At 58.5% G+C, this 23,584-nt stretch carries 28 protein-coding genes; 17 read left to right on the top strand and 11 right to left on the bottom strand.

The window, feature by feature from the left end:
• The first annotated feature begins 63 nt into the window (after positions 1-63).
• The 3 genes from ACQZ48_RS16465 (at position 64) to ACQZ48_RS16455 (ending at position 2,327) form a co-directional block, all read left to right on the top strand.
• Positions 64-789: a type 1 glutamine amidotransferase gene (locus ACQZ48_RS16465; protein ID WP_191217318.1), complete on the top strand. Its 726-nt coding sequence runs from the start codon at positions 64-66 to the stop codon at positions 787-789.
• Positions 790-847: 58 nt separating this feature from the next.
• Positions 848-1,036 carry a YegP family protein gene (locus ACQZ48_RS16460; RefSeq protein ID WP_059759498.1) on the top strand — a complete coding sequence of 63 codons (189 nt, stop codon included), beginning with the start codon at positions 848-850 and terminating at the stop codon, positions 1,034-1,036.
• Positions 1,037-1,214: 178 nt separating this feature from the next.
• Positions 1,215-2,327 carry a glycoside hydrolase family 25 protein gene (locus ACQZ48_RS16455; RefSeq protein ID WP_142913754.1) on the top strand — a complete coding sequence of 371 codons (1,113 nt, stop codon included), beginning with the start codon at positions 1,215-1,217 and terminating at the stop codon, positions 2,325-2,327.
• Positions 2,328-2,354: 27 nt separating this feature from the next.
• Here the strand turns inward: ACQZ48_RS16455 and ACQZ48_RS16450 are convergent, their stop codons facing one another.
• A complete protein-coding gene (locus ACQZ48_RS16450) occupies positions 2,355-3,230 on the bottom strand; it encodes a DMT family transporter (RefSeq protein ID WP_137409598.1) in 876 nt (291 codons plus the stop codon).
• 115 nt (positions 3,231-3,345) lie between these two features.
• On the opposite strand from ACQZ48_RS16450, the gene ACQZ48_RS16445 reads away from it, so the two are divergent.
• Together ACQZ48_RS16445 and ACQZ48_RS16440 are read left to right on the top strand one after the other, a co-directional pair.
• Entirely contained in the window at positions 3,346-4,758 is a 1,413-nt protein-coding gene (locus ACQZ48_RS16445; protein WP_448729039.1) for an aminotransferase-like domain-containing protein, read from the top strand.
• 72 nt (positions 4,759-4,830) lie between these two features.
• Positions 4,831-5,148, top strand: a complete 318-nt coding sequence (locus ACQZ48_RS16440; protein ID WP_080791645.1) for a hypothetical protein — start codon at positions 4,831-4,833, stop codon at positions 5,146-5,148.
• 77 nt (positions 5,149-5,225) lie between these two features.
• On the opposite strand, the gene ACQZ48_RS16435 is transcribed toward ACQZ48_RS16440, so the two are convergent.
• Positions 5,226-5,684 carry an Rrf2 family transcriptional regulator gene (locus tag ACQZ48_RS16435; RefSeq protein WP_077984493.1) on the bottom strand — a complete coding sequence of 153 codons (459 nt, stop codon included), beginning with the start codon at positions 5,682-5,684 and terminating at the stop codon, positions 5,226-5,228.
• A 154-nt stretch (positions 5,685-5,838) separates the two neighbouring features.
• On the opposite strand from ACQZ48_RS16435, the gene ACQZ48_RS16430 reads away from it, so the two are divergent.
• The gene (locus ACQZ48_RS16430) at positions 5,839-6,726 is read left to right on the top strand and encodes an NAD(P)/FAD-dependent oxidoreductase (RefSeq protein ID WP_077984492.1); all 888 of its coding nucleotides are present in this window, start codon (positions 5,839-5,841) and stop codon (positions 6,724-6,726) included.
• On the opposite strand, the gene ACQZ48_RS16425 is transcribed toward ACQZ48_RS16430, so the two are convergent.
• Positions 6,727-7,503 (bottom strand): AraC family transcriptional regulator, encoded by a 777-nt coding sequence (locus ACQZ48_RS16425; protein WP_443388519.1) that lies wholly within the window; start codon positions 7,501-7,503, stop codon positions 6,727-6,729.
• Positions 7,504-7,597: 94 nt separating this feature from the next.
• Here ACQZ48_RS16425 and ACQZ48_RS16420 point away from each other — a divergent pair, with 94 nt between their 5' ends.
• Positions 7,598-8,005, top strand: coding sequence for a DUF2000 family protein (locus ACQZ48_RS16420; protein ID WP_077984602.1), 408 nt, complete (start codon positions 7,598-7,600; stop codon positions 8,003-8,005).
• 59 nt (positions 8,006-8,064) lie between these two features.
• Here ACQZ48_RS16420 and lepA read toward each other — a convergent pair whose 3' ends face one another.
• From lepA to ACQZ48_RS16405, 3 genes are read right to left on the bottom strand one after another with little or no spacing between them, the layout of a single operon-like run.
• A complete protein-coding gene (gene lepA, locus ACQZ48_RS16415) occupies positions 8,065-9,903 on the bottom strand; it encodes a translation elongation factor 4 (RefSeq protein ID WP_162520589.1) in 1,839 nt (612 codons plus the stop codon).
• 60 nt (positions 9,904-9,963) lie between these two features.
• Positions 9,964-10,833: a carbon-nitrogen hydrolase family protein gene (locus tag ACQZ48_RS16410; protein WP_271364752.1), complete on the bottom strand. Its 870-nt coding sequence runs from the start codon at positions 10,831-10,833 to the stop codon at positions 9,964-9,966.
• Complete coding sequence (locus ACQZ48_RS16405; RefSeq protein WP_191217321.1) at positions 10,830-11,435, bottom strand: GNAT family N-acetyltransferase; 606 nt, start codon at positions 11,433-11,435, stop codon at positions 10,830-10,832. The genes ACQZ48_RS16410 and ACQZ48_RS16405 overlap by 4 nt, the downstream gene beginning before the upstream one ends.
• A gap of 72 nt (positions 11,436-11,507) precedes the next feature.
• Between ACQZ48_RS16405 and ACQZ48_RS16400 the strand changes: the two genes are divergently transcribed.
• From ACQZ48_RS16400 to ACQZ48_RS16390, 3 genes are all read left to right on the top strand, one after another.
• Entirely contained in the window at positions 11,508-11,909 is a 402-nt protein-coding gene (locus ACQZ48_RS16400; protein ID WP_142913747.1) for a ketosteroid isomerase-related protein, read from the top strand.
• 95 nt (positions 11,910-12,004) lie between these two features.
• Positions 12,005-12,586, top strand: coding sequence for a helix-turn-helix domain-containing protein (locus ACQZ48_RS16395; protein ID WP_191217322.1), 582 nt, complete (start codon positions 12,005-12,007; stop codon positions 12,584-12,586).
• 21 nt (positions 12,587-12,607) lie between these two features.
• Positions 12,608-13,135 carry a GNAT family N-acetyltransferase gene (locus tag ACQZ48_RS16390; protein WP_142913746.1) on the top strand — a complete coding sequence of 176 codons (528 nt, stop codon included), beginning with the start codon at positions 12,608-12,610 and terminating at the stop codon, positions 13,133-13,135.
• Positions 13,136-13,140: 5 nt separating this feature from the next.
• Here ACQZ48_RS16390 and ACQZ48_RS16385 read toward each other — a convergent pair whose 3' ends face one another.
• Positions 13,141-14,217: an alpha/beta hydrolase family protein gene (locus tag ACQZ48_RS16385; RefSeq protein WP_089153266.1), complete on the bottom strand. Its 1,077-nt coding sequence runs from the start codon at positions 14,215-14,217 to the stop codon at positions 13,141-13,143.
• Positions 14,218-14,360: 143 nt separating this feature from the next.
• Between ACQZ48_RS16385 and ACQZ48_RS16380 the strand changes: the two genes are divergently transcribed.
• On the top strand, positions 14,361-15,455 hold the full coding sequence (locus tag ACQZ48_RS16380; protein WP_191217323.1) for a helix-turn-helix domain-containing protein: 1,095 nt from the start codon (positions 14,361-14,363) through the stop codon (positions 15,453-15,455).
• A gap of 6 nt (positions 15,456-15,461) precedes the next feature.
• Here the strand turns inward: ACQZ48_RS16380 and ACQZ48_RS16375 are convergent, their stop codons facing one another.
• Positions 15,462-16,565 carry a TRAP transporter substrate-binding protein gene (locus ACQZ48_RS16375; RefSeq protein WP_077984484.1) on the bottom strand — a complete coding sequence of 368 codons (1,104 nt, stop codon included), beginning with the start codon at positions 16,563-16,565 and terminating at the stop codon, positions 15,462-15,464.
• 162 nt (positions 16,566-16,727) lie between these two features.
• On the bottom strand, positions 16,728-17,198 hold the full coding sequence (locus tag ACQZ48_RS16370; protein ID WP_191217324.1) for a truncated hemoglobin: 471 nt from the start codon (positions 17,196-17,198) through the stop codon (positions 16,728-16,730).
• A gap of 141 nt (positions 17,199-17,339) precedes the next feature.
• Here ACQZ48_RS16370 and mbfA point away from each other — a divergent pair, with 141 nt between their 5' ends.
• The gene (mbfA, locus tag ACQZ48_RS16365; RefSeq protein WP_448729038.1) at positions 17,340-18,323 is read left to right on the top strand and encodes an iron exporter MbfA; all 984 of its coding nucleotides are present in this window, start codon (positions 17,340-17,342) and stop codon (positions 18,321-18,323) included.
• 57 nt (positions 18,324-18,380) lie between these two features.
• On the opposite strand, the gene ACQZ48_RS16360 is transcribed toward mbfA, so the two are convergent.
• Positions 18,381-18,995, bottom strand: coding sequence for a transglutaminase-like cysteine peptidase (locus ACQZ48_RS16360; RefSeq protein WP_142913744.1), 615 nt, complete (start codon positions 18,993-18,995; stop codon positions 18,381-18,383).
• A gap of 119 nt (positions 18,996-19,114) precedes the next feature.
• Entirely contained in the window at positions 19,115-19,903 is a 789-nt protein-coding gene (locus tag ACQZ48_RS16355; RefSeq protein WP_191217325.1) for an alpha/beta hydrolase, read from the bottom strand.
• A 187-nt stretch (positions 19,904-20,090) separates the two neighbouring features.
• Between ACQZ48_RS16355 and infC the strand changes: the two genes are divergently transcribed.
• The 5 genes from infC (at position 20,091) to pheS (ending at position 23,583) form a co-directional block, all read left to right on the top strand.
• Complete coding sequence (gene infC / locus ACQZ48_RS16350) at positions 20,091-20,627, top strand: translation initiation factor IF-3 (RefSeq protein WP_077224822.1); 537 nt, start codon at positions 20,091-20,093, stop codon at positions 20,625-20,627.
• Between the two features lie 189 nt (positions 20,628-20,816).
• Positions 20,817-21,020, top strand: coding sequence for a 50S ribosomal protein L35 (gene rpmI / locus ACQZ48_RS16345; protein WP_003493355.1), 204 nt, complete (start codon positions 20,817-20,819; stop codon positions 21,018-21,020).
• 40 nt (positions 21,021-21,060) lie between these two features.
• On the top strand, positions 21,061-21,465 hold the full coding sequence (gene rplT, locus ACQZ48_RS16340) for a 50S ribosomal protein L20 (protein ID WP_003493358.1): 405 nt from the start codon (positions 21,061-21,063) through the stop codon (positions 21,463-21,465).
• 164 nt (positions 21,466-21,629) lie between these two features.
• Positions 21,630-22,508, top strand: coding sequence for a lipopolysaccharide kinase InaA family protein (locus tag ACQZ48_RS16335; RefSeq protein WP_191217326.1), 879 nt, complete (start codon positions 21,630-21,632; stop codon positions 22,506-22,508).
• Positions 22,501-23,583, top strand: coding sequence for a phenylalanine--tRNA ligase subunit alpha (gene pheS, locus ACQZ48_RS16330; protein ID WP_191217327.1), 1,083 nt, complete (start codon positions 22,501-22,503; stop codon positions 23,581-23,583). Before ACQZ48_RS16335 ends, pheS begins: the two co-directional genes overlap by 8 nt.
• Position 23,584: the final 1 nt, after the last annotated feature.

Below are 23,584 nucleotides of genomic sequence, written 5' to 3'. Positions count from 1 at the left end.
GGTGAAGCTTGATTTGATCGGTACTTTTGGCCGGTTGAATCCATGCCGTCTCCACGAGGTTTCATGCGCGTCGCAATTATAGAAAATATGGCGGGTACGCCGCATGGGCAGCTCGGTGTCGCGCTGCAAGAAGCGGCGGCGGAAATCCATGTCATCCGCGCCTATGCGGGTGAGCCTCTCCCAAGGGATGCCGCCGACCATGATGCGCTTGTCGTTCTGGGCGGCGAACAGAACGCGCTTGACGATGCGCTTTATCCCTATCTTGCCGATCTCGCCCTTCTCATGAAAGCCTTTGGCGATGCTGGCAAGGCGGTCTTGGGTGTGTGCCTCGGCAGCCAGTTGCTGGCGCGCGCCTATGGCGGAGAGAATATTCTCTCAGGTCCGCCGGAATTCGGTTGGCAGGATGTCTCCCTGACGGAAGAGGGCGTGTCCGATCCGCTATTGGCCAGGCTGGAAAAGACCTTCCCTATTTTTCAGTGGCATTGCGATACATTTACGCTTCCGCCGGACGCCACGCGGCTTGCGACCAATGGCGCGACACGAAATCAGGCCTTTCGCATCGGCCGGGCAGTCTATGGCACGCAATTCCATTTCGAGGCCTCGACCACCGTGGTTGATGGCTGGTGCGAAGCGTTTCCTGCTTCCGTCGAAAGAATGTCCCCGGGCTGGCTGGGGAATTATCGTGACCATCGTGGCCCGCGCGCAGAAATGGCGGATGCAGCCGGACTGGAAATCGCTCGAGCCTGGGTACGGCTCATTCAGATCGCCGATTTTCCGTTGCGAAAGTGATCGAGGCCGAACAGAGTTGCGGCTGATGGACTACGGCGCGAAAGGAGACGCAAACATCATGTACAAATTTGAAATCTACCAGGACAAGGCCGGCGAATACCGGTTCCGCTTCAAGGCATCCAACGGGGAAACAATGTTCTCGTCGGAAGGATACAAGGCAAAAGCTTCGGCCATCCATGCGATCGAATCGATCAAGAGAAATTCCCCCGGCGCCGACACTGTCGATCTGACCGCCATGACGGCCTGAACCGCGCCGCCGCGCGAGAATTCGATCCGTTTCGCCTGCCAGAAATGACGGGCGTATTGGCGGGTGCCGACGTAAAGATAAGATTCAGTCTTTTTTGATAATCTTCCGTTAGCATTTGTATTTCGAGGTCTCCGGGCGGCATCAGAGCGCCCCCGATTTGTTTTGCGTACGGGTTCTCATGCGTTCATCGGCTGTGCCAGCACTCTTCTTCGGTTGCTTCCTGCTTGGAGGCTGCACGTCCAGTTCCGGGCCGGAAAGCCTGATGGCGGGCTTGCCTTCAAAGGAAACGACGAGTTCGGTCACGCCATCCGCACCGGTGCCGCAGGCAGGCGTCGGTACCCAGGCCATCGCCGCTCAGCCACGGCAGGAAGTTCTGGCATGGGGTGGGCCGGTGCCTGACGAACCCAAAGCCTTTTCCGCTGTCACCCCCAGGGCGTCGTTAACGCAGAATGCACCTGAAATCCGTTTGCCGGTTCCGTCACAGGCGGCGGGAATGGTGCGGCCGGCGGAGCGCCCCACGATCAACCAGATGGAGCGTCCGGTCCAGTTGGCCATGGCTGCGGCGCCGGCGGCGAGCGCCGGTGCGCAGGTTCGTTCACGCATTTTCCGCTCCAGCTTCAGCGATGCCAAGCCGATCAATTTCGGCAGGGTCCAGCCGCGTCATTTTCAGGTCCACGGGGTGGATGTATCCCGTTGGCAGGCCAATATTAATTGGCCGCAGCTGCGCACACGCGGCGCCAATTTCGCCTTCATCAAGGCGACGGATGGCGGCGATCATCTCGATCCGATGTTCCGCACCAACTGGCAGCGCGCGAAGGAAGCGGGTATTCGCCGCGGTGCTTACCACTTCTTCTACTGGTGCCGTAACGCCAGCGAACAGGCGGACTGGTTCATTCGTAATGTACCGCGCGATCCAGATGCGCTGCCGCCTGTCATTGATGTGGAATATAACGGCGAATCGAGTTGCAAGATGCGCCATTCGCGTGAGCGCGTTCTGGAAAAGATGCGCGTCTTCATGGACAAGCTCGAGCGCCATTACGGCCAGCGGCCGATCATTTATACGGCGCCCGATTTTTACAAGGACAACCTCAAGGGCGAATTCCAGAATTATCCCTTCTGGCTGCGCGCCGTTGCCCAGCATCCGTCCGTGGTGTATCCCGGCCGCAAGTGGCTGTTCTGGCAATATTCCGGTTCCGGCCTGTCGCATGGCGTCGATGGCCGCATCGATCTCAACGTCTTCAACGGCAGCGAGGACGCATGGCATCGCTGGGTGGAGCGTCGTTCGAGCTGACATCGTTCGAGCTGACGATGGCAGCCGTCAGCGCGCGAATTTCCGCGCGCCTGCAACACAGAGAACCACCACAAGCGTAATGGCGATCATGGCCGGGCTCACCTCCTCATGCAGCAGGGTTGCGGCAAGTGCCAGCCCGAAGAAGGGCTGAAGCAATTGCAGCTGGCCCACGGCGGCGATGCCGCCAAGCGCCAGTCCGCGATACCAGAAGATGAAGCCGATCAGCATGCTGAACAGGGAAACATAGGCAAGGCCGGCCCAGGCCTGCGGCTCGATGCCGGCAAGCGTTTCCGGCCCGGTAAAGAAAGCAAGCGGCAGCATGACCGGCAGGGAAAGAACCAGCGCCCAGGAAATGACCTGCCAGCCGCCCAGCTTGCGGGAAAGGGCAGCACCCTCCGCATAGCCGAGCCCGCAGACGATGATTGCCCCGAGCATCAGCAGGTCGCCGGCAAGCGAGGCCTCGACACCGGCGGCCAACGAATTCGACAGGGAAAACCCCGCAACAAGCGCGCTTCCAAGGCAGGAAAAGAGCCAAAACACCGGGCGTGGGCGTTCTCCGCCGCGCAGCACCGCGAAGATTGCCGTTGCGAGCGGCAAGAGCCCCACAAAAACGATGGAATGCGCCGAGGTAACATGCCGCAGGGCCAGCGCTGTGAGCAGCGGGAAGCCCACCACAACACCCAGTGAGACGATGAAAAGCGATGTCAGGTCATCGCGCGCCGGGCGCCTTTGCCGGAACAGAAACAGCAGCGCCAGCGCCAGCAGGCCGGCAATGCTGGCGCGGGCGACAGTCAGGAAAACCGGATCGAAACCCGTTACCGCAATGCGCGTCGCGGGCAGCGAACCGCTGAATATCACCACGCCTGTCAGGCCGCTCAGCCAGCCGCTCGTCGTCTTGTCCATCGTCAACTCCTGCGTTTTGCCTTTCTTGATCCGGAATGGCTGGCAGGAACAGCGACAATCATATACAATTTCAATAAACTGTTATGGTATCGCAAGCGGTACAGTTGGAGGAAGTGTGGACGGACCGATTGCTGCGGGCACGCGCATAGAAAAGGTGATGGCAAGTGTGCGGCAACGCATCGCCTCGCGCAGCCTCGTGCCGGGCGCGCGCCTGCCATCGGTCAGGGCGCTGGCGAAGACCATGCAGGTTTCCACCTCCACCATTGTCGAGGCCTACGATCGGCTGGTGGCCGATGGCACGATAAGCTCGCGCCCCGGCTCCGGTTTTTTCGTTTCGGGTCCGCTTGCGCCCCTGTCGCTTGCCGATATCGAACCGCAGCTGGACAGGGCGGTGGATCCTTTGTGGGTTTCACGGCAGGCGCTGGATGAAAGTTCCGTTCTCGCCAAACCCGGTTGCGGCTGGCTTCCCACATCGTGGATGCCGCAGGAGGCGTTGAGGCGAGCCATGCGCGGGCTTACCCGCGCCGACGCAGCCCTGTTGACGGATTATGGTGGCCCGATGGGGCTGTTGCCGCTGCGCCAGCTTCTCTCGCGCAGGTTGGCCGAACACGGGGTGCAGGCGGGCCTCAACCAGATCATGCTCACCGATTCAGGCACGCAGGCGATCGATCTTTTGTGCCGTTTCCTGCTGCAACCGGGGGATACGGTTGTTGTCGATGACCCGTGTTACTTCAATTTCCACGCCCTCTTGCGGGCGCACAGGGTAAAGATCGTCGGTGTTCCCTATACGCCGACCGGACCGGACCTGGAACTCTTCGAGCAGGCGCTGAAAGACCATCAGCCCCGGCTTTATATCACCAATTCCGCAATTCATAATCCGACAGGCGCAAGGCTTTCCGCCGTTTCCGCCCATCGCCTGCTGATGCTCGCAGAGCAGGTGGGGCTGACCATCATCGAGGATGATATTTTTGCCGATTTCGAAACCCAGGCAGCGCCCCGGCTGGCTGCCTTTGACGGTCTGAACCGCGTCGTCCAGATAGGCAGTTTTTCAAAAACCCTGTCGGCCTCCGTACGGTGCGGTTTCATCGCAGCACCCATGGCATGGGTAGACCCTCTAACCGATCTCAAGATCGCCACCACTTTTGGCGGAACGCATTTTTCGGCGGCGCTCATCCTCTCGCTTTTGACCGATGGCAGCTACCGCAAACATGTCGAGGCGCTCAGGCAGCGTCTTGCAGCGGCGATGCCGGAGGTGGCGGCGCGTCTCAGGTCGGGTGGATGTGTGCCGTGGATCGAACCGCAGGCGGGCATGTTTTTGTGGTGCCGCCTGCCGGACGGGGTTGATGCCGCCGATGTGGCGCGCCGCGCCCTTTCGCGGCAGGTGGTGCTGGCCCCCGGCAATGTGTTCAGTTCCTCACAGAGCGCGTCCGGTTTCATGCGTTTCAACGTGTCGCAAATGGCAGGTCCGCAGGTCATGACGGTGCTGGCGGAGGCGCTTCAGCAGGCGGTTGAGCCTCGTCTGTCGTAAGCGTTCTGGGCCAAATCGGAACAAAATCTCGTGAACGTCGTTTTCTCCGCAGAATGAAGAGGAGGAAACACCATGACATTCGATCCCAACAACCCGCGTCCGGACCGCGATCTTCGTCCGGAAGTGAATATCAGCAATGAACCGCGTGCCCGCACGTCGTCGTCCTGGGTGCCGTGGTTGGCGATCATCGTCGTCGTATTGGTGGGCGTTTTCGCCTGGTCGCAGATGAGCGGCCCGACCACCGATCCGGCCACGACATCCTCCACCACGCCGCCTGCGGCAACGGATCAGGCACCGGCCCCCATGGCTCCGACCGCTCCGGCAACACCGCCTGCGAACGATACTGCACCGGCAAGCCCGAATACGGGCGGCACGCAGACCCAGCCGTAACGAGCCTACTCATACAATAAAACCGTCTGCCTCAGGGCAGGCGGTTTTTCTTTGCGAGATGGCCCCTTTCCCGCCCCCTAAAGCTGTTCCATCGCGGAAGGGTGGTTGGAAACCCTGGACCAGCGGCTGATGGACTCTTGCGCCAGCTGCGAAAGGGCAATGCCTCCGAAACGGGACAGCAGAATGTTTTCCGCTTCTTTCATGGCATCAAAAAGTGCTGCATTGACAGCCTGTTCGATAACGCAGTTCGGGTTGTCGCCAGCCAACCCGATCGAGAACAGTTCCGGCGCGCCAAGCGCCCGGTAAATATCGAGCAGCGTGATTTCGCTGAGCGGCCGCGCCAGCACCCACCCACCGCCATGGCCTTTTTCCGACGAGACGTAACCATGCTCTCGCAAGCCCGCCATTGTCCTGCGCACCACCACCGGATTGGTCTGAAGCATCGCTGCGATGCTCTCGGATGTCGCTGCACCCTTATGATTTTCCATATGGATCAGAATATGCAGCACCCGTGAAAGGCGCGTGTCGTGTCTCATTGTCCAAACCCGCTTGTTTACAACGACGATATCATTTTCGATGTGACGTAACAATATAAGTTGCGTGACTATTGACTCCGAAAATCACGTAACAATATAAGTATCGTGAAACGAACGGGCACTTCCGCCTCCCTCCTGAAACGATGGGTGCATCATGAAATTCGACGTCATCATTATCGGCGGCAGCTATGCCGGCCTCTCAGCCGCCCTGCAGCTTGGACGCGCCAGAAAAAACATTCTGGTGGTGGACGCAGGTGAACGGAGAAACCGTTTCGCCAGCCATTCCCACGGTTTTCTCGGTCAGGATGGCAAGGCGCCGGGTGAAATTATCACCGAGGCGCGCCGCCAGATCGAACGCTACCCGACCATAGATTGGGCTGAGGGCAGGGTGACCGATGCCGAAGGCTCCTTCGGCGATTTTGTAATCGAGATCGATGGCGGCCGTCGTGAGACTGCGGACCGGCTCATCCTCGCTATGGGCGTCGCCGATGAATTGCCTGCAATTGCCGGGCTGAAAGAGCGTTGGGGCTCTTCGGTCTTCCATTGCCCCTATTGCCATGGTTACGAGCTCAATCAGGGAAAGATCGGCGTCATCGCCGCTTCACCTTTGGCCATTCACCACGCATTGATGCTGCCCGACTGGGGCGAGACGACCTTTTTCACCAACGGCGTCTTCGAGCCGGATGCGGACCAGAACGCATTGTTGTCAAAGCGCGGCGTGCGGGTGGAAACAACCCGCATCCGGGAAATTACGGGGCATGCGGATGTCGTTCTGGCGGATGGACGCAGCATCGCATTGGCTGGCCTTTTCACCCAGCCGAAATTGCGTATCGCCTCGAACTGGCTGGAAAAACTTGGCTGCGCTGTGGAGGAAGGGCCCATGGGATCAAGCATCGTGACAGACCCGATGAAACAGACCACCGCCCCCGGTATTTTCGCCTGCGGTGACGTGGCAAGGCCTGCCGGCTCGGTCGCCCTCGCGGTGGGAGACGGCGCCATGGCGGGTGCTGCGGCTCACCGGTCGATCCTGTTTCCGGAATGATCAATTCGAAACAAGGTTGAGCCAGCGTCCCGGCGGCATGCCAAAGGCATTTTTGAAGTGTCGGGTAAAATGCGCCTGATCCGCAAAACCGCAGGCAAATGCCGTTTCCGCAAGCCCCGCACCCGCACGCATCATGTCCTTGCATTTTTGCAGTCGGCGCATGATGAGATAGCGGTGCGGGCTTGTGCCGAACAGGAAACGAAAGTGCCGAAAGAGCGTGAAGCGGTCGAGCCCACTTATCCGTTCCAGCTCTTGAGAGCCGACGGTGCCGGCGCTATTCTCCAGCAGATAGTCCCGGCACCGCAAAACGGCGATACGGTCGATCCGTTTGATGGTTCTGGCGCTTCCGTTTGAATGTTTCCAGAGCAAGTCCGCCAGTCTTGACTGCCAGTCGGTAAGAAGCAGATTGTCCGGCTCGCCTTCCAGATTGCCAAGCGCCTCAATGAGGCATCGCCGGAATTCCTCATCTTCGATGACGGGATTTTGGGCGAAGGGCAGCGCATTATATCCCGCCTCAGTCGTTTTTTCGGGCGGAAGATAAAGCATACGGTAGCGCAGCCCTTCATCGGTGCCTGCGCCGCCATCGTGAACTTCGTCCGGATGCAGCACGATTACCTTTCCGGGCATGCTGAAATGCGATTTCCCCCGATAGGAAAAGGTCTGGACGCCGGAAAGCGTGACACCCAGCGCATAGGTATCATGACGGTGCGGCGCATAGGCGTTGCCATGAAAGCGCGCTTCGATGCGTTCTATGCCTTCGCTGGAGGGCGCCTGCACGATCCCTTCGAATTTGCACGAACGTTCAAGATCGCCGACGCCCCGAGGCGCTAGGATCGTTTCTCTTTCGTAACCACAGCCAGATTGAGTTCGCATGTTTGATACCAAGATCGCCGTCATCCTTCGCGATGACCTTGCCGTGTGGCAAAAACTGAACGTTACCGCATTTCTCATGTCCGGGATCGTCGCCCAGGCACGAGAGATCATCGGCGAACCATACCGCGACGGGGCGGGCAACGTCTATAATCCCCTGTCCATTCAGCCGATTGTGGTCATGGCTACGGATCAGGAGGCGTTGCGCAAAATCCACCAGCGATCCCTCGAGCGCGACGTCACGACATCGCTTTATATCGAGGAAATGTTCGCCACCGGGCACGATGTCGCCAACCGCCAGGTATTTTCGGAATTTTCTCCTGATGATGCCAAGGTGGTCGGCATGGCGCTGAGGGCCGACAGGAAGATCGTCGACAAGATCACCAAGGGTGCCAAGTTGCACGCGTGACCCTAAACGCAAAAGGGAGGCTGTGGGCCTCCCTTCGATAGCGATGCAGTGATTGCCGCTTATTCGTCGTTCATCTTGAGAGCGGCGATAAAGGCTTCCTGCGGAATCTCCACCTTGCCGAACTGGCGCATGCGCTTCTTGCCTTCCTTCTGCTTGTCCAGAAGCTTGCGTTTGCGCGTCGCATCGCCACCGTAGCACTTCGCCGTCACGTCCTTGCGCAGGGCGCGCACGGTTTCGCGGGCGATGACCTTGCCGCCAATGGCCGCCTGGATCGGAATCTGGAACATGTGCGGCGGAATGAGTTCCTTCAGCTTTTCGCACATGCCGCGCCCGCGCCGGTCGGCCGCCGAACGGTGCACCAGCATGGAGAGCGCATCCACCGGATCGCCATTGACGAGGATCGACATCTTGACGAGATCGCCAGCGCGATAGTCGATGATGTTGTAATCGAACGAAGCGTAACCCTTGGAGATGGATTTCAGCCGGTCGTAGAAATCGAACACCACTTCGTTGAGCGGCAGTTCATAGGTGATCATTGCACGGTTGCCGACATAGGTCAGCTCCGTCTGCAGGCCGCGCCGGTCCTGACAGAGTTTCAGGATGCCGCCGAGATATTCGTCCGGCGTCATGATCGTCGCCTTGATCCACGGCTCGCGGATTTCCTTGATCTTCACGACGTCAGGCATATCGGCCGGGTTGTGCAGTTCCTTCTCCGTGCCATCGGTCAGCGTCATTTCATAGACGACCGAAGGTGCGGTGGCGACGAGATCGAGATTGAACTCGCGCTCGAGGCGTTCCTGAATGATTTCGAGATGCAGCAGGCCGAGGAAGCCGCAGCGGAAACCAAAACCGAGAGCGGCCGACGATTCCATTTCGAAGGAGAAGGAGGCGTCGTTGAGGCGGAGCTTGCCCACTGCCGCGCGCAAATCCTCGAAGTCGGCTGCATCGACCGGGAAGAGACCGCAGAACACCACGGGCTGCGCGGGCTTGAAGCCGGGCAGGGCCTGCGCTGTCGGGCGCTTGTCGTCGGTGATGGTATCGCCGACGCGCGTATCGGCCACTTCCTTGATCGACGCGGTAATAAAGCCGATCTCGCCGGGGCCGAGGCTATCGACAGTGACCATCTTCGGGGTCAGCACACCGACGCGCTCAATGCCGTATTTCGCGCCGGAGCCCATCATGCGGATCTGCTGGCCCTTGCTCAGCACGCCATCGATGACACGCACCAGAACCATGACGCCGAGATAGGTGTCGTACCAGCTGTCCACCAGCAGTGCCTTCAGCGGTCCGTTTTCGCCGACATCGCTCTTCGGCGGCGGCAGGCGGTGGACGATGGCTTCGAGAACATCGGGAATGCCAAGGCCGGTCTTGGCCGAAATCATCACGGCGTCGGAAGCATCGATGCCGATCACTTCCTCGATCTGCTCCTTGATACGGTCGGGTTCGGCCGCCGGCAGGTCGATCTTGTTGAGCACCGTGACCAGTTCGTGATTATTGTCGATCGCCTGATAGACGTTGGCGAGCGTCTGGGCTTCCACGCCCTGCGACGCATCGACCACCAGCAGCGAGCCTTCGCAGGCCGAGAGCGAGCGGGACACTTCGTAGGCAAAATCGACGTGGCCGGGCGTGTCGATGAGGTTCAGCACATAGGTTTCGCCATCATTCGCCTTGTAATGCAGGCGCACGGTCTGTGCCTTGATGGTGATGCCGCGCTCGCGCTCGATATCCATCGAATCGAGAACCTGTTCCGACATGTCGCGTTCGGCAAGGCCGCCCGTCGACTGGATCAACCGGTCGGCCAGCGTCGATTTGCCGTGATCGATGTGGGCAACGATCGAGAAGTTGCGGATATGGTCCAGGGGCGTGCGGGTCGAATTTGTGCTCATGTCCCGCGCTATAGCAGGGGCTTGTCATGCCGCAAAGCGGGAATTTGGTTAAAAGCCCTTTAAAATGGGCTTTCAGATCGCAAATTGCTCCGGCCAGTCACGCCGGGTGGCCACCTGTCCTTCGGTGCGCAGCCTTGCAACGGCGGCAAGATCGATATCTGCGATCAGCAACGTGCTTTGTGTGACCGCATCGTACTCGCTTTCCGCAATGATGCCGGATGCCGGCATGCCATAGTCTGACGGCACATAAAGGGCGGCGCGGCCGCAATTTTCATCGACGGCGGGAGACCATGGGGCCTCGCCCGCAGTAGGGGAGGAGAGGATGGCATATTGATTTTCCAGCGCCCGTGCCTGCGCGCCGATGCGAACCCGGTAGGCGCCCGCCAGCGTGTCGGTGCAGCTGGGGGCGAGAACAAGTTCGACGCCGAGCTCCGCCAGCCTGCGGCCCAGCATCGGAAACTCATTGTCGTAACAGATAAGGATGCCGAGCCTGCCGATCGGGGTCTCGAAGGCTTTCAGGCCCTCCACGCCGGCATGAATGTTCCATTGCTCCCGCTCGAAGCGGGTCATGATCTGCTTGTCCTGATAACCGATCAGGCCATCCGGGCCAAACAGCCATGCGCGGTTGCGGAACTTGCCGTCCGGATCCTTCACCGGGGCGCTGCCCGGCTGGAAGAGGATTTGATGTTGCCGCGCCAGCTCCTCGCAAAGCTCCACCCAGGAAGGGATCAGCGGCTGTATCTCTTCGATGGAACGATGCAGATCGGAGCGGGCGTCGGGCGGCAACTGTCCGGTCAGCGCCATCGCCGAATATTCCGGCAGCAGCAGCAGTTCCGCGCCCTTTTCCTTGGCCTCGCGGACGATGGCGGAAAGATGCGCGGCATAGGCCTCCCATGTTTCGATCAGTTCGATGGCATATTGGCTGGCGGCTAACCGGGTCATTCGTTTCCGTCTCCGGCAATGTTCTTCATCCAGAAGGACAGCGGTTTTGCGCTTTCGCTGCTTTCGTCGAGATCCTGCCATGTGAAACTGGTGCGCAATTCGGGATGGTGGCGATAACCCCGCTTTTCCCAGAAGGCATTCAGCGGCACGTAATCCGCCGGGCGACGCGGATGGTCGGCGGGCCGCTCGACCGCACAGAAGGTGCAGCGATCAAAGCCGAGCCTCTTTGCATGCGCCTCCCGCTCCTCGAAGAAGCGCACTCCTATCCCGTGACCACGATAGCCGGGCAGCAGCACGCTTTCACCGAAGTAAAATATCCGGTCCGGATCGTAACCCGCCTTGACGAAGGGCGCCTTCACCTCTTCGGTCTCTGCCGCCATCGGCATGCCGGTCGACATGCCGACCACATTGCCGTCATCGAGCGCCAGCACGAAGACCGCGCCGTCCGTATCGGCATAGGTCGCGAGATATTTTCGCTCATAGTCCAGCGAGCCGTCATAGAGATAGGGGAAGGCACGGAATACGGTGATCCGCAGGCGCGCGAGGTCATCGAAATGATGCGCGGCGTCGATGCCGGAAAGAGACTTGATTTCGACGGTCATGGGCATTTTCACTCTCGGTTGCACTGGTTATACCGTCATGGAACACCCGCGCAAGCATGAACGGAGAAGACGATGACCGCTGCCGAGACCATCCGCGCCTATTACGATGCCTTCAACCGTCAGGACATGGATGCCTTCCTGGCGCTGCTTCACGATGAAGTGGTGCATGACATCAATCAGGGCGAGCGCCAGACCGGCAAGGCCGCCTTTGCCTCCTTCATGGACCACATGAACCGCTGCTATAGGGAAAACCTCACCGATATGGTGATCATGGCGAGCGATGACGGCAAACGCGCATCCGCCGAATTCGTCGTGAACGGCCAATATCTCAAGACCGACGAAGGGTTGCCCGAGGCTAATGGCCAAAAATACGTCCTGCCAGCCGGTGCCTTTTTCGACCTGAAGGACGGAAAAGTTAGCCGAGTAACGAACTACTATAACCTCAACGATTGGATTGCCCAGGTCGGCGCTTGACACCTCTATTTGTCGCGGAGCAACCGGCGGCGAAAACGGTCACAATTTCCACTATCATGGATATTGACTCCATCATATGAGAATGCAATTCTCATATGATGGAAAACGAAGATCATATTCTCGACCGCTCGATCGGCGAGCGGATCAAAACGTTGCGGGCTGAAAACGGCCTGACGCTGGACAGGCTAGCGTCCGAATCCGGCGTCAGCCGAGCGATGATTTCCCGTATCGAACGTGGAGAGGCGAGCCCCACGGCGTCGCTGCTCGCCCGCATCTGCGCAGCACTTGGCCTGTCGCTCTCCGGTTTCTTCGCCGAAGACGAAGAGGTTGTTTCCCCCCTGGTGAGAAAGCGCGATCAGCAGCTCTGGAAAGATCCGGAGACGGGCTATGTACGCCGCGCCATCTCCCCGCCACGTATGGGGTCTGACGTTGATATCGTTGAAGTCGAATTTCCAGCAGGCACGCGTGTCGGTTTTCCGCCGCATGCGGCAAGCCGGGGCATGATGCAATATGTCTGGCTCTTCGAAGGCGTTCTGGAGATGACGAGCGGCGATGTCGTGCATCTGATGGAACCCGGAGATTGCCTTTTCATGCCGGTTGGAGAAGGGCATGTCTTTCACAATCCTTCCGAAAAACCTGCCCGTTATGCCGTCGTGCTGGATCAAAGACAGCGCTGATTTTTCCTGACAGGAGTTTTTATGGCCACAATCCGCGTGTTGAACGGGCAAGAGACGCTCGACGTCCTGCCGGAACTCTGCGAAGTCCTCTCCACCTGCGTGAACGGCGGCGCATCCGTTGGTTTCATGTTGCCCTTTTCCCCACAGGACGCCGAGTCATTTTGGCGGGATGTGGCAGCTGCCGTGGGACTAGGCGGCACAATTCATGTGGTGGCGGAAGTGGATGGCATGGTGGTGGGCACCGTACAGGTGGGCCTGGCTTCCAAACCCAACCAGCCGCATCGCGGCGATCTGATGAAGCTTCTCGTGCATCCCTCGGCGCGCGGTCTCGGACTTGCCCGCGAACTCATGCAGAAGGTGGAAGAAGAGGCGGCGAAGCGTGGCCGCACCCTTCTGGTGCTGGATACGGCCACGGGCAGCGATGCGGAGGCGATCTATCCCCGTCTCGGGTGGGAGCGGGTCGGCGTCATTCCTGACTACGCCCTGTTTCCCGATGGGCGTTATTGCGGCACGACCCTGTTTTACAAGCGGATCGGCCAGAGCGTTTAGGCTGCCTATTGCCCTGGCTTCAGCGTGCGGTTGAAGGCGGCAACAATCATCTTTTCCAGTTCAGCATGAATATCTGCACGGTCGCGCGCCCCGGCCGGTTCGCAGATCGGATCGCGCTCACCGACGGATTTGAGAAACGCATCGGCTTCCGGCTTGCAAAGGGGCAGAAAGCTGAAATGGTTTGCCTCATCCACCTGCTGATAGGTTGAACCGGGCACCTCGGCTGCGAGTTTGTCAGCCAGCACAGCTGGCGGTATTTTCCCTTTGCCGCCGAGATTAATGAAGGTCAGTGGAATATCGATTTGTTTCAGGCCCTCCAGCTGGAAGGCGAGCGCCAGGCCGGGATCGACGAGCACGGCGGAACGGATGCGGGGATCGCGGTTCTGCTGCTCGAACTGCGTCTTATCGATGGTTCTGAGGTCGAGCTTCGGCACGCTGACCGGCTCGTTATTGACATAACCCCGGCCGCCGGCGAACCATTGGCAATCCATCATCGCCGCATAATCCTCGCAATAGCGCCTATACGCGTTGAGATCGGCGCGTGCGCCCGAAATCTCCATTGCCGCGCTGCCGCCCAGCGAAAACCCAAGGACGCCGATCCTCTGCGCATCAATGACGCTCGACCATTTGCCTTGCGTCGTCAGCGCCGTGAGAATCGAGGAAAGATCGTCTGTCCGTTCCCAGATTTTCGGCGTGTCCGCAGGTGTGGAATAGCCGCTGGTCGTGCCGGGATGGTTGGTTCCAGCAACGATGAAGCCTTCGCTAGCGAGCTTCGCCGCAATCCAGGCCATGGCCTCCGCGCGCGAGCCGGAACCATGGGAGATCAGCACGAGTGGGAAATGTCCGTCCTTGATGGACGCGTCCTTCCGCACTGCCATCCCCTGAAATATGCGGTTATCGCCAGAAAGAGCGGGCGTGCCGGTCCCGCTTTTGGCCGGATACCAAATTGTCACATCAAGGTCCGTGTTGCGCGCCTTGGAGGACACCGGGACGTTCAGAAGTCCAACGTCATCAGCAGCCAATGCCTGCGAGGAAAACGCCGCGCATACCAGAAGTGCGACGAGGGTGTTTTTCAGTGTCATGAGAGCTTCTCCGTTTGACAAGGTGGATGCTCCCGTTCTCTCTTTTGGACGTATAAATGCGTCCTTGATCACGTTTGAGGTCGTACCGAAACGCGATTTGGTCCATGACAGAGCAATAGATCGTCGATCCGGGATATTCTTTCGTGCTTTTCATTCCCCTGCCATTCGTCGTGGCGCTTCTGCTGGTCGTCATGTTCATCGTCTTTTTCCGAGGCGGAGACGATGTGCGGACGAACCGCGCCTTTCTGGCCCTGATCGCGCTTTGTGCGGCGCAATCGGTTCTTGTCGGCCTGCGCTGGGGGTATGGCGTCAATGCCGTGCGTTATGTCCTGCCGGTTCTCGCCGCCTGCCTGCCACCACTTGTCTATATCGCCTTTCGCGGCTTGATGAGGGTCGGGGCAGACAGCAGAAGGACGATGCTGGCAGGTCTTGTGCTCTCGCCTCTGTTGATTATCGTTCTCGAGTTCGCCCTGCCGGTGGCGATCGATCTTGCCTTGATCCTCATCTTTGTCGGCCATGCCGCCGCATTGCTTCTTCTTGGAGGAAGGGGGCCGGATGGGCTGGACGAGGCGCAATTCGCCAGCGTCAGTTCGGCGCATGGGGCGCTCATCGTTGCTGCCATTGCCCTTTGCGTTTCGGCACTGTTCGACCTTCTGGTGTTTCTCGATTTTGAAGGGGCGCACGGAGAGAATGTCGCCGCACTCGTCAGCAATGCCAATCTTTTCGGGCTGTTGTTGATCGGTCTGATGGCCGCTATGGCTGGAAAAAGCAAAGCACCGCGAGCGGCTATAGAGCTTGCTGAGGAATCGCCGCTTTCGGTGGAACCATCGAAACAGGATCGAGACATTGTGGCAAGCCTCGACCAAGTGATGACAACACAGGCGCTTTACCGTGACGAGAACCTCAATCTGACGCGGCTGGCCAGACGCCTCGGCCTGCCAAGCCGGCAGATTTCCGGGGCCATCAATCGTTCCCTCGGCGTCAATGTCTCGCAATATGTCAACCAACTTCGTATCCGCGAAGCGTGCCGGCTGCTGGAAGAGACGGAGCAATCGGTAACGGCGATCATGTTTTCCTCGGGTTTCCAGACCAAGTCCAACTTCAACCGGGAATTCCGCCGCGTCACCGGCATGAGCCCGGTGGACTGGCGTGAACGGCAGGTATGGAAGCTGGTCTCGCCAAACAAAACGGCCACCCGGCAGATGCCGGATGACCGTTTGAAGATCGTCGGGAAATGATGGGAATCAGAGCGTGCCGTTACGCTGCTGGATCATCATGTAGGTGTCGTAGGTATATTCAGCGATCTGCGCCCAGAGATAAGCGTCCTTCTTGAAGGCCTGCTGGCTCTCGTAGATTTTCTTGAAGCTCTCGTTCTTGGCCGAAATATCCGCGTAGGTTTCCTGCGCCGCCTTATGGCAGACATCGAGGATTTCCTGGCTGAACGGGCGCAAGATAGCGCCCTGCGCCACGAGTTCCTTCAGGGCTTGCGGATTGCGCGCATCGTAACGTTCCAGCATGCTGGCGCTGCCGGCGGCGCAGGCATCCTTCAGAATGCGCTTGTAGTTCTCGGGCAGTTCATTGAACTTCTGCAGGTTCACGAAGGCATGAACGGCCGGGCCGCCTTCCCACCATGCCGGATAGTAGTAGTATTTTGCGACCTTGTAGAAGCCGAGCTTCTGGTCGTCATAGGGGCCGACAAATTCGGTAGCGTCGATCGTGCCTTTTTCCAGCGCGGCATAAACGTCGCCGCCGGCGATCTGCTGCGGTGTCACGCCAACCTTCTGCATCACCTGGCCGGTGAGGCCGGCAATGCGCATCTTCAGACCCTTGAGGTCATCGATCGTGTTGATTTCCTTGCGGAACCAGCCGCCCATCTGGGCGCCGGTATTGCCGAGAAGGATCGAATAGATATTGTGCTGGGCAAGGAATTCATTGAGCAGCTCATTGCCGCCGGCCTGATTGAACCAGGCATTTGTCTGGCGCGCGTTGAGGCCGAAGGGAACCGAGGTGCCGAGTGCGAAGGTCGGGTCCTTGCCGACGTAATAATAGGCGCAGGTATGCGCCATTTCGACGGTTCCGGCCGTCACCGCGTCCGCCGCCTGCAACGCTGGCACGATTTCACCGCCGGCAAAGTGCTGAATGACGAAGTTGCCGCCGGAGGCTTCCTTGACATGGTCGGCGACGATCTGGCCGGCCCCGAAAAGAATGTCGAGGCCCTTGGTGAAGGACGATGTCATGCGCCAGGTGATCTTGGGATTTTCCTGTGCAATGGCCGGAGCGGCAAGCGCCGTTGCTGTAACACCGGCGCTAAGAGCGCCCGCCTTGCGGATAAATGATCTGCGATCCATGTCGATAAGCCCTGCTATGTCTGCATATGACGGGCGAACCGTACGGTACGCCTCCCGCCGGCTACTAATCATTTATCCTTGCGGTCATCAAGAGGGAATGTTCGAAACTTGCGTGATCATCGGTAATGCTTGGCGAATGTTGCTTCTTCACGTCTCTCCGTATCATTTGCTGCGCATCAACGTCGGGTCGTCCAGTGCGGGATTGTAAAACAGCGAAAGTGTCAGGCTTCTGGCGATGCGTTCGGCCGTTTCCATGAACCAGTCATGGGCCTGTCTGCTCGGCGCGATATCGTCGAGCGTGGTTGAAAAAAGCGCAAGCCATTGCGGGAAAAGCTCCGCCGACATGCCCTTTACGCCGAGATGCGCCTGCACGGGCTTGCCGCCGTAACCGCCGTTCTTGAAGGCCACTGCCGCCCAGAACTGTTTCATCCTTGTCATATGTTCCGGCCAGCGCCCGTCAAGCCGTGCATCAAAAACCGGGCCGAGCGTGGGATGGGCGAGAACGCGTCCGTAAAATGTTTCCACCAACACATCGATAAATCCGGCATCCACGCCGATCGCAGCCATGGCTTTTTCCGCCTTGTCCTGAATTTCTGCGCTGTGGGTGGCTCTGGCCGCAATGTCGTCTTGCATGGTGTTTCCTTTTTGGGCGAATTTACCCTGCTGCGATGCGACCCGCAATGCGACCCTTTGCCTTGTTAGAATTATTCTAAAATGACTTGATCCTGTCGGGGCGGAGATGTATTTAGAATTATTCTAAAAAAGGTTTCAGCCATGTTTCGTAGTTTTTTCTCCCTGTCCAAACGTCCCTTTTCTTCCCTTGGCGAACAGGAAATCCTAGCGCTCGCAATTTCGTCTGAAGAAGACGATTCCCGCATCTATCGTTCCTATGCCGATCATCTGCGTGTGCAATATCCGCAATCGGCGAAAGTCTTCGATGATATGGCCGAGGTTGAGCAGCAGCATCGAAACGTGCTGATCGACATGCATCGCCGCCGTTTCGGAGAGACGATCCCGCTCATCCGTCGCGAACATGTACGTGGTTTTTATGAGCGCACCCCGGACTGGCTGGTGAAGAATCTGTCGCTGGAAAAAATCCGCGCCCAAGCCGAATTGATGGAAGCCCAGGCAATCCGTTTTTACGATGAGGCCGTCAAACGCACCAGCGATGCCTCGACGCGCAAGCTCCTCGGCGATCTGGCCGAGGCGGAGCGGGGGCATGAAGACATCGCGCAGATGCTGGAAGAGAAACATCTCGATGAGGATGGCAAGACCGAAGAGGCGGAAACCGCAAGGCGGCAATTTCTTCTGACCTATGTGCAGCCCGGTCTCGCGGGATTGATGGATGGTTCCGTTTCAACGCTCGCGCCGATCTTTGCGGCCGCCTTTGCAACGCAGGATACCTGGCAGACCTTTCTCATCGGTCTTTCCGCCTCCGTCGGTGCGGGTATCTCCATGGGCTTCACAGAGGCCGCCCACGACGATGGCAAGCTTTCCGGCCGTGGATCACCGCTGAAGCGCGGCCTGGCCTCGGGTATCATGACGGCCGTTGGCGGTCTCGGCCACGCGCTACCCTATCTCATTCCGCATTTCTGGACAGCAACGGCGATTGCCGCCATCGTTGTTTTCGTGGAGCTCTGGGCTATCGCCTTCATTCAGAACCGTTTCATGGAAACGCCGTTTCTTCGCGCCGTATTTCAGGTGGTGCTGGGTGGTTCGCTGGTGCTCGCGGCGGGTATTATCATCGGTAACGGGTGAGAAAAGAAAGAGCCCGCTACCGCGGGCTCCAATCTCTCAGACGCGGAACTTTAAGCGTCAGCGCAATGCGCCAACCAGAACGTCGCGGCCATCCTCGATGGAGACCCAACGGCCCGTGTTGAAGGACGCCTGTCGCTTCAGATAGGTGTAGTTGGTGTCGGTCCACAGCTTCACGTCGTCGGTGAGGTTGTCGAGAATGTAATCACCGTCCGTGGTGCGGAGCGTCAGCACGGCATGGCCTTCGCCGTCAGGCTTGCGCACGACTGTTATCAGCAGATCGGCGACGGAAAAACCGCGCTCGATCAGCTTCTTGCGCTTCAGCAGCACGAAATCTTCGCAGTCGCCGGCGGTCGTCGGATATTCCCAGACCTCGTCCTTGCCGTAGATTTCCTGGTCGGTCATCGCCACGATGGTCGTGTTGACGGACGTATTGATCTCGCGAATGACGCCCCAGCCATATTCGGTAACGCGCGGCGGCGGCGTGACCTTGCTGCGGATGTTGCAATCGTCGGCATATTTCTGACAGAACTCGTAATGGCCGATCGGCTGGGAGGTAATACCGCCCGTCACCATGGAAGGGCTTCCCTTGGTTTCCGCGGTGGCGGAGGCGGCAGTCATTAGCCCTGCGGCAACTGCAAACAGCAGCGCACGCGCCAGCGGTGCGTTCATCATGAAACCCGTCCCTTAAATTCTTAATGAAAAGTTAAGAGGGATCGGGGGTGCGAGTCAATCATTAGCAAACGGCGGCCCTCAAGACTCGCTGAATATGGTTAAGAGCGTTGCGCAAATGCCTATATTGCAAGGGCTTTGACAGCTGCGAGCATCCGCTCGATATCCTGCGGTCGGGAAAGCCGATGGTCTCCGTCGCGGATCAGCGTCAGCACCACATCGTCGGCAGGAAGATGTTCGATGAGTTTCAAAGCATGCTGATAGGGAACGTCTGGGTCACGCATGCCCTGCAGGATGTGGACGGGGCAGCCGGTGATGATGATGCCCGTGAGCACGCGGTTCTGCTTTCCGTCTTCCATCAGTGCGCGGGTGAAGATGTTGGGCTCGGGGCTATACTCCGAATGTTCCTCGAAGTAACCCCGTTCTGCGAGAGAGGCTTTTTCCGCATCCGAAAGGCTCGGCTCTATCAGCTCCTGCGTGAAATCCGGCGCAGGCGCGATGAGAACCAGACCGGCGACGGAGGGTGCGCCGCCCGCCTTGCGAAGCTCCTCGACCATGCGCAATGCAATCCATCCACCCATCGACGAGCCAACGAGAATGACCCGTGACGGCGCTTTTGCACGCACCACCGCTAGTGCCTCTTCGAGCCATCTCGAGATCGTGCCTTTGTTGAAATCACCGCCGGAAGCCCCGTGCCCGGAATAATCGAGGCGCAGGCAACCAAGGCCGTTGTCCGCGGCGAAGCGGTCAAGCTCAATTGCCTTGGTGCCCGTCATATCGGAACGGTATCCGCCCAACCAGACGAGCATGGGCGCGTCCTGTTGCGATGTTGCGCGGCGATGAAGGAAGGCAATGTTGCGGGCGTCATCGCCCATTCCTATATGCAGAAATTCAATGGCTTGTTCGGTCATGTATATGCAATTCTCCTGATTTTCCTGCAATATCGGCGGCGTATTTGCAAAATCCGTGGCAACAGGTGATCTTTTCGGGCAGATATGCTATTGACTTCGCCGCGGCAATAACGACATTTCCGCCACTTGTACCAAACAAGCTGTTTTTTGTTGACGTGATCCAGAAACAGATCAGGAGAATACGACCATTCGCAGACCTTTCAAAGCCGATGCCCCCGTCAAGGAGGGGCCGCGCTCCAACCGGGAAATTCGGGTTCCCAGAGTTCAGCTTATTGATGAAGAGGGCCAGAACCTCGGTAGCATGCCGACGGATCAGGCTTTGAAAATGGCGGAAGAGGCCGGTCTCGATCTCGTCGAGATTTCGCCGAACGCAGAGCCGCCGGTATGCAAGATCCTCGATCTCGGCAAGCTTAAGTACTCGACCCAGAAAAAGGCCGCTGAAGCGCGCAAGAAACAGAAGATCGTCGAAGTCAAAGAAATCAAGATGCGCCCCAACATCGACACGCATGATTATGACGTGAAGATGAAGGCGATGAACCGTTTCTTTGACGAAGGTGACAAGGTGAAGGTGACGCTGAAGTTCCGTGGCCGTGAAATGGCCCACCAGGAACTCGGCATGAAGCTTCTCCTCCAGGTGAAGGAAGACACCCAGGCGATTGCCAAGGTGGAAGCCGAGCCGAAGCTCGAAGGCCGTCAGATGATGATGGTTCTCGCCCCGAAATAACTTGCGCCAGCCTTTTAAGGCCGCATGAATAGCCATCGCAAGGGGAAGTTTGCTTTCCCCGTTGCGCTTTTAGCCGACTGCGGTTATAAGCGCGCGTCCGAACGGTCCGGCAGGGCATGCCGAGGCCGTTCCTGAATAGCTTGAAATAGGCCTCGTCTGCCTGTTTCGATACAAAAACGGAGTAGCAAAATGCCCAAGATGAAGACGAAGTCCGCTGCAAAAAAGCGGTTCAAGATCACCGCCACCGGCAAGGTTGTTGCAGCTGCCGCCGGTAAGCGCCACGGCATGATCAAGCGTACCAACAAGTTCATTCGCGACGCGCGCGGAACCATGGTTCTCGCCGAAGCTGACGGCAAGAAGGTCGTCAAGAACTACCTGCCGAACGGTCTCTGAGACTTTTCCGCACTTTTGGACACTTTAAGGAGATCATGACATGGCACGCGTAAAACGTGGCGTAACTTCCCGCGCCAAGCACACCAAGACACTCAAGGCAGCCAAGGGCTTCTACGGCCGCCGCAAGAACACCATCCGCGCAGCAAAGGCTGCCGTGGATCGTTCCAAGCAGTACGCCTACCGCGACCGCAAGGTTAACAAGCGCAACTTCCGCGCTCTGTGGATCCAGCGTATCAACGCTGCTGTTCGCGAATTCGGCCTGACCTATGGCCGCTTCATCGACGGCCTGAACAAGGCTGGCATCGAAGTCGACCGCAAGGTTCTGTCCGACATGGCTATCCATGAGCCGGCAGCATTCGGCGCGCTCGTCGAAGCAGCAAAGAAGGCGCTTGAGTACCTCAAGGATGCCGGCACGGCCAACGAGTTTGAAACCGCTGTAAAGTAATTACGGCGCGGACAATCTGTTGTTCATTTGAAACCCGCGTCGGGAAACCGGCGCGGGTTTTTCGTTTTGAGTTGCTGATAATTTCCATCGGTATTTTTTAATTTAGAAATTTAGAAGAGTTGGAGTATTCACGCCGTTTGGAGCGAAACCCTTGGTGGATGGAAATGCTGGTCAATAAAAGTGAGGTTGTGGAAGCGGAAGGTTTTCGCGTTCATCTCGAAGACGATGACATCGCAACCGTGATGCGCGTCCTCCTGAAAAGTGACCGGCGCATTCAGAAGGTCGAGCTTTCGCAGCTGACGGTGTGGATCAAACGGCAGGGCACGGAACGGGTGACCTGGTGGATGAAAATGCAGAAGCTGCTGTCGAAACTTCTGCCCTACACTTTTCTTCGTCCTTCCGAACCGCTTGATGGTGCCGGCCTCATGCAGCGAGAACTGGAAACATTGCAGCAGTTCCAGCAACGCGGCTTCCCGGTTCCGCCGCTGATCTATTCTTCACGTACGGCGGTGGTGCTGGGAGATGTCGGCCCAACGATCATGGAGCGGATGGATGCGCTGAAGTCGTCCGATCCGGTGGAGCATGACGCCTTGCTTGTGAAATCCGCAGAAGCGCTCGGCGAGCTGCATGCTGCAGGCCTCTGCCACGGTCGCCCGCATGTGCGTGATTTCTTTTTAAAGGACGGCCGTGTCGGTTTCATGGATTTCGAGGAGCGCCCGCAGGAGGTCATGCCGCTTGAAACGGCGCAGGCCCGCGATATCTGGCTGCTGTTTCTGCAGGTCGCGACCCGTGCCTGTGATGCCCCTAAAACCCGCGATGCGGCCTTTTCACGCTGGCTTGAAAACGCCCCACCCCGGGCAGTCGAAGAATTAAGCCGCCTGACCCGCATTCTCGGGCGATTTTTACCGCTTGCCCGGTTGATCGGGCGCGTGCGGATGGGTAGTGATCTGCGACGCTTTATCATGGCGACCGACTATCTGATGAATGCTGTGAACACCGACGCCGCTGTAAAAAAGTCCGGCAAGGCAGGAAAAGATGACTGAACTTGATACCTTGAAATCGCAACTGATGTCGGAGATCGCCGCCGCTGCCGATGAGCCGGCCATCGAAGCCGTGCGCGTCTCCGCGCTTGGCAAGAAAGGCTCGGTTTCGGAGCTTTTGAAGACGCTTGGCAGCATGACGCCGGAAGAGCGCCAGACCCGTGGGGCTGCCATCAACCAGCTCAAGACCGAAATCACCGACCTCATTAGCGAGCGCAAGAACGCGCTGAAGAATGAGGCCATCGCCGCCCGGCTTAAGGCGGAAACGGTGGATGTCAGCCTGCCGGTCCGCCAGTCTCCGGCCGAGCGCGGCCGCATTCATCCGATCAGCCAGATCGTCGATGAAATCACCGCCATCTTTGCGGATATGGGCTTCTCCATTGCGGAAGGTCCCGATATCGAGACCGATTATTATAACTTCACGGCGCTGAATTTCCCGGAAGGTCATCCGGCCCGCGAAATGCACGACACCTTCTTCTTGCCACCGGATGAAAACGGCGAGCGCAAGGTGCTGCGTACGCACACCTCGCCCGTGCAGATCCGCACCATGGAAAGCCAGAAGCCACCGATCCGCATCGTCATTCCGGGCAAAACCTATCGCCAGGATTCCGACGCCACGCATTCGCCGATGTTCCATCAGGTCGAAGGCCTTGTCATCGACAAGAAGGCGCATGTTGGCAATCTGCGCTGGATTCTGGAAGAATTCTGCAAGACCTTCTTTGAGGTCGACAGCGTCGTCATGCGCTTCCGCCCGTCCTTCTTCCCCTTCACGGAGCCGAGCTTCGAGGTGGATATCCAGTGCGACCGTTCTGGCCCAATCGTGAAGTTCGGCGAAGGCACGGACTGGATGGAAATCCTCGGTTGCGGCATGGTGCACCCCAATGTGCTGCGCGCTGGCGGGCTTGACCCGGATGAATATCAGGGCTTTGCCTGGGGCATGGGCCTCGACCGCATCGCAATGCTGAAATACGGCATGCCTGACCTGCGTGATTTTTTCAACGCCGATGTCCGCTGGATGACCCATTACGGCTTCCGCCCGCTCGACATGCCGACGCTATTCGGCGGTCTCAGCGTTTAAT

Source organism: Agrobacterium sp. 22-209-1 (assembly GCF_053522485.1).
The sequence above is the reverse complement of the archived record's forward strand: the minus strand, read 5'-3'. Positions and strand labels throughout refer to the sequence as shown.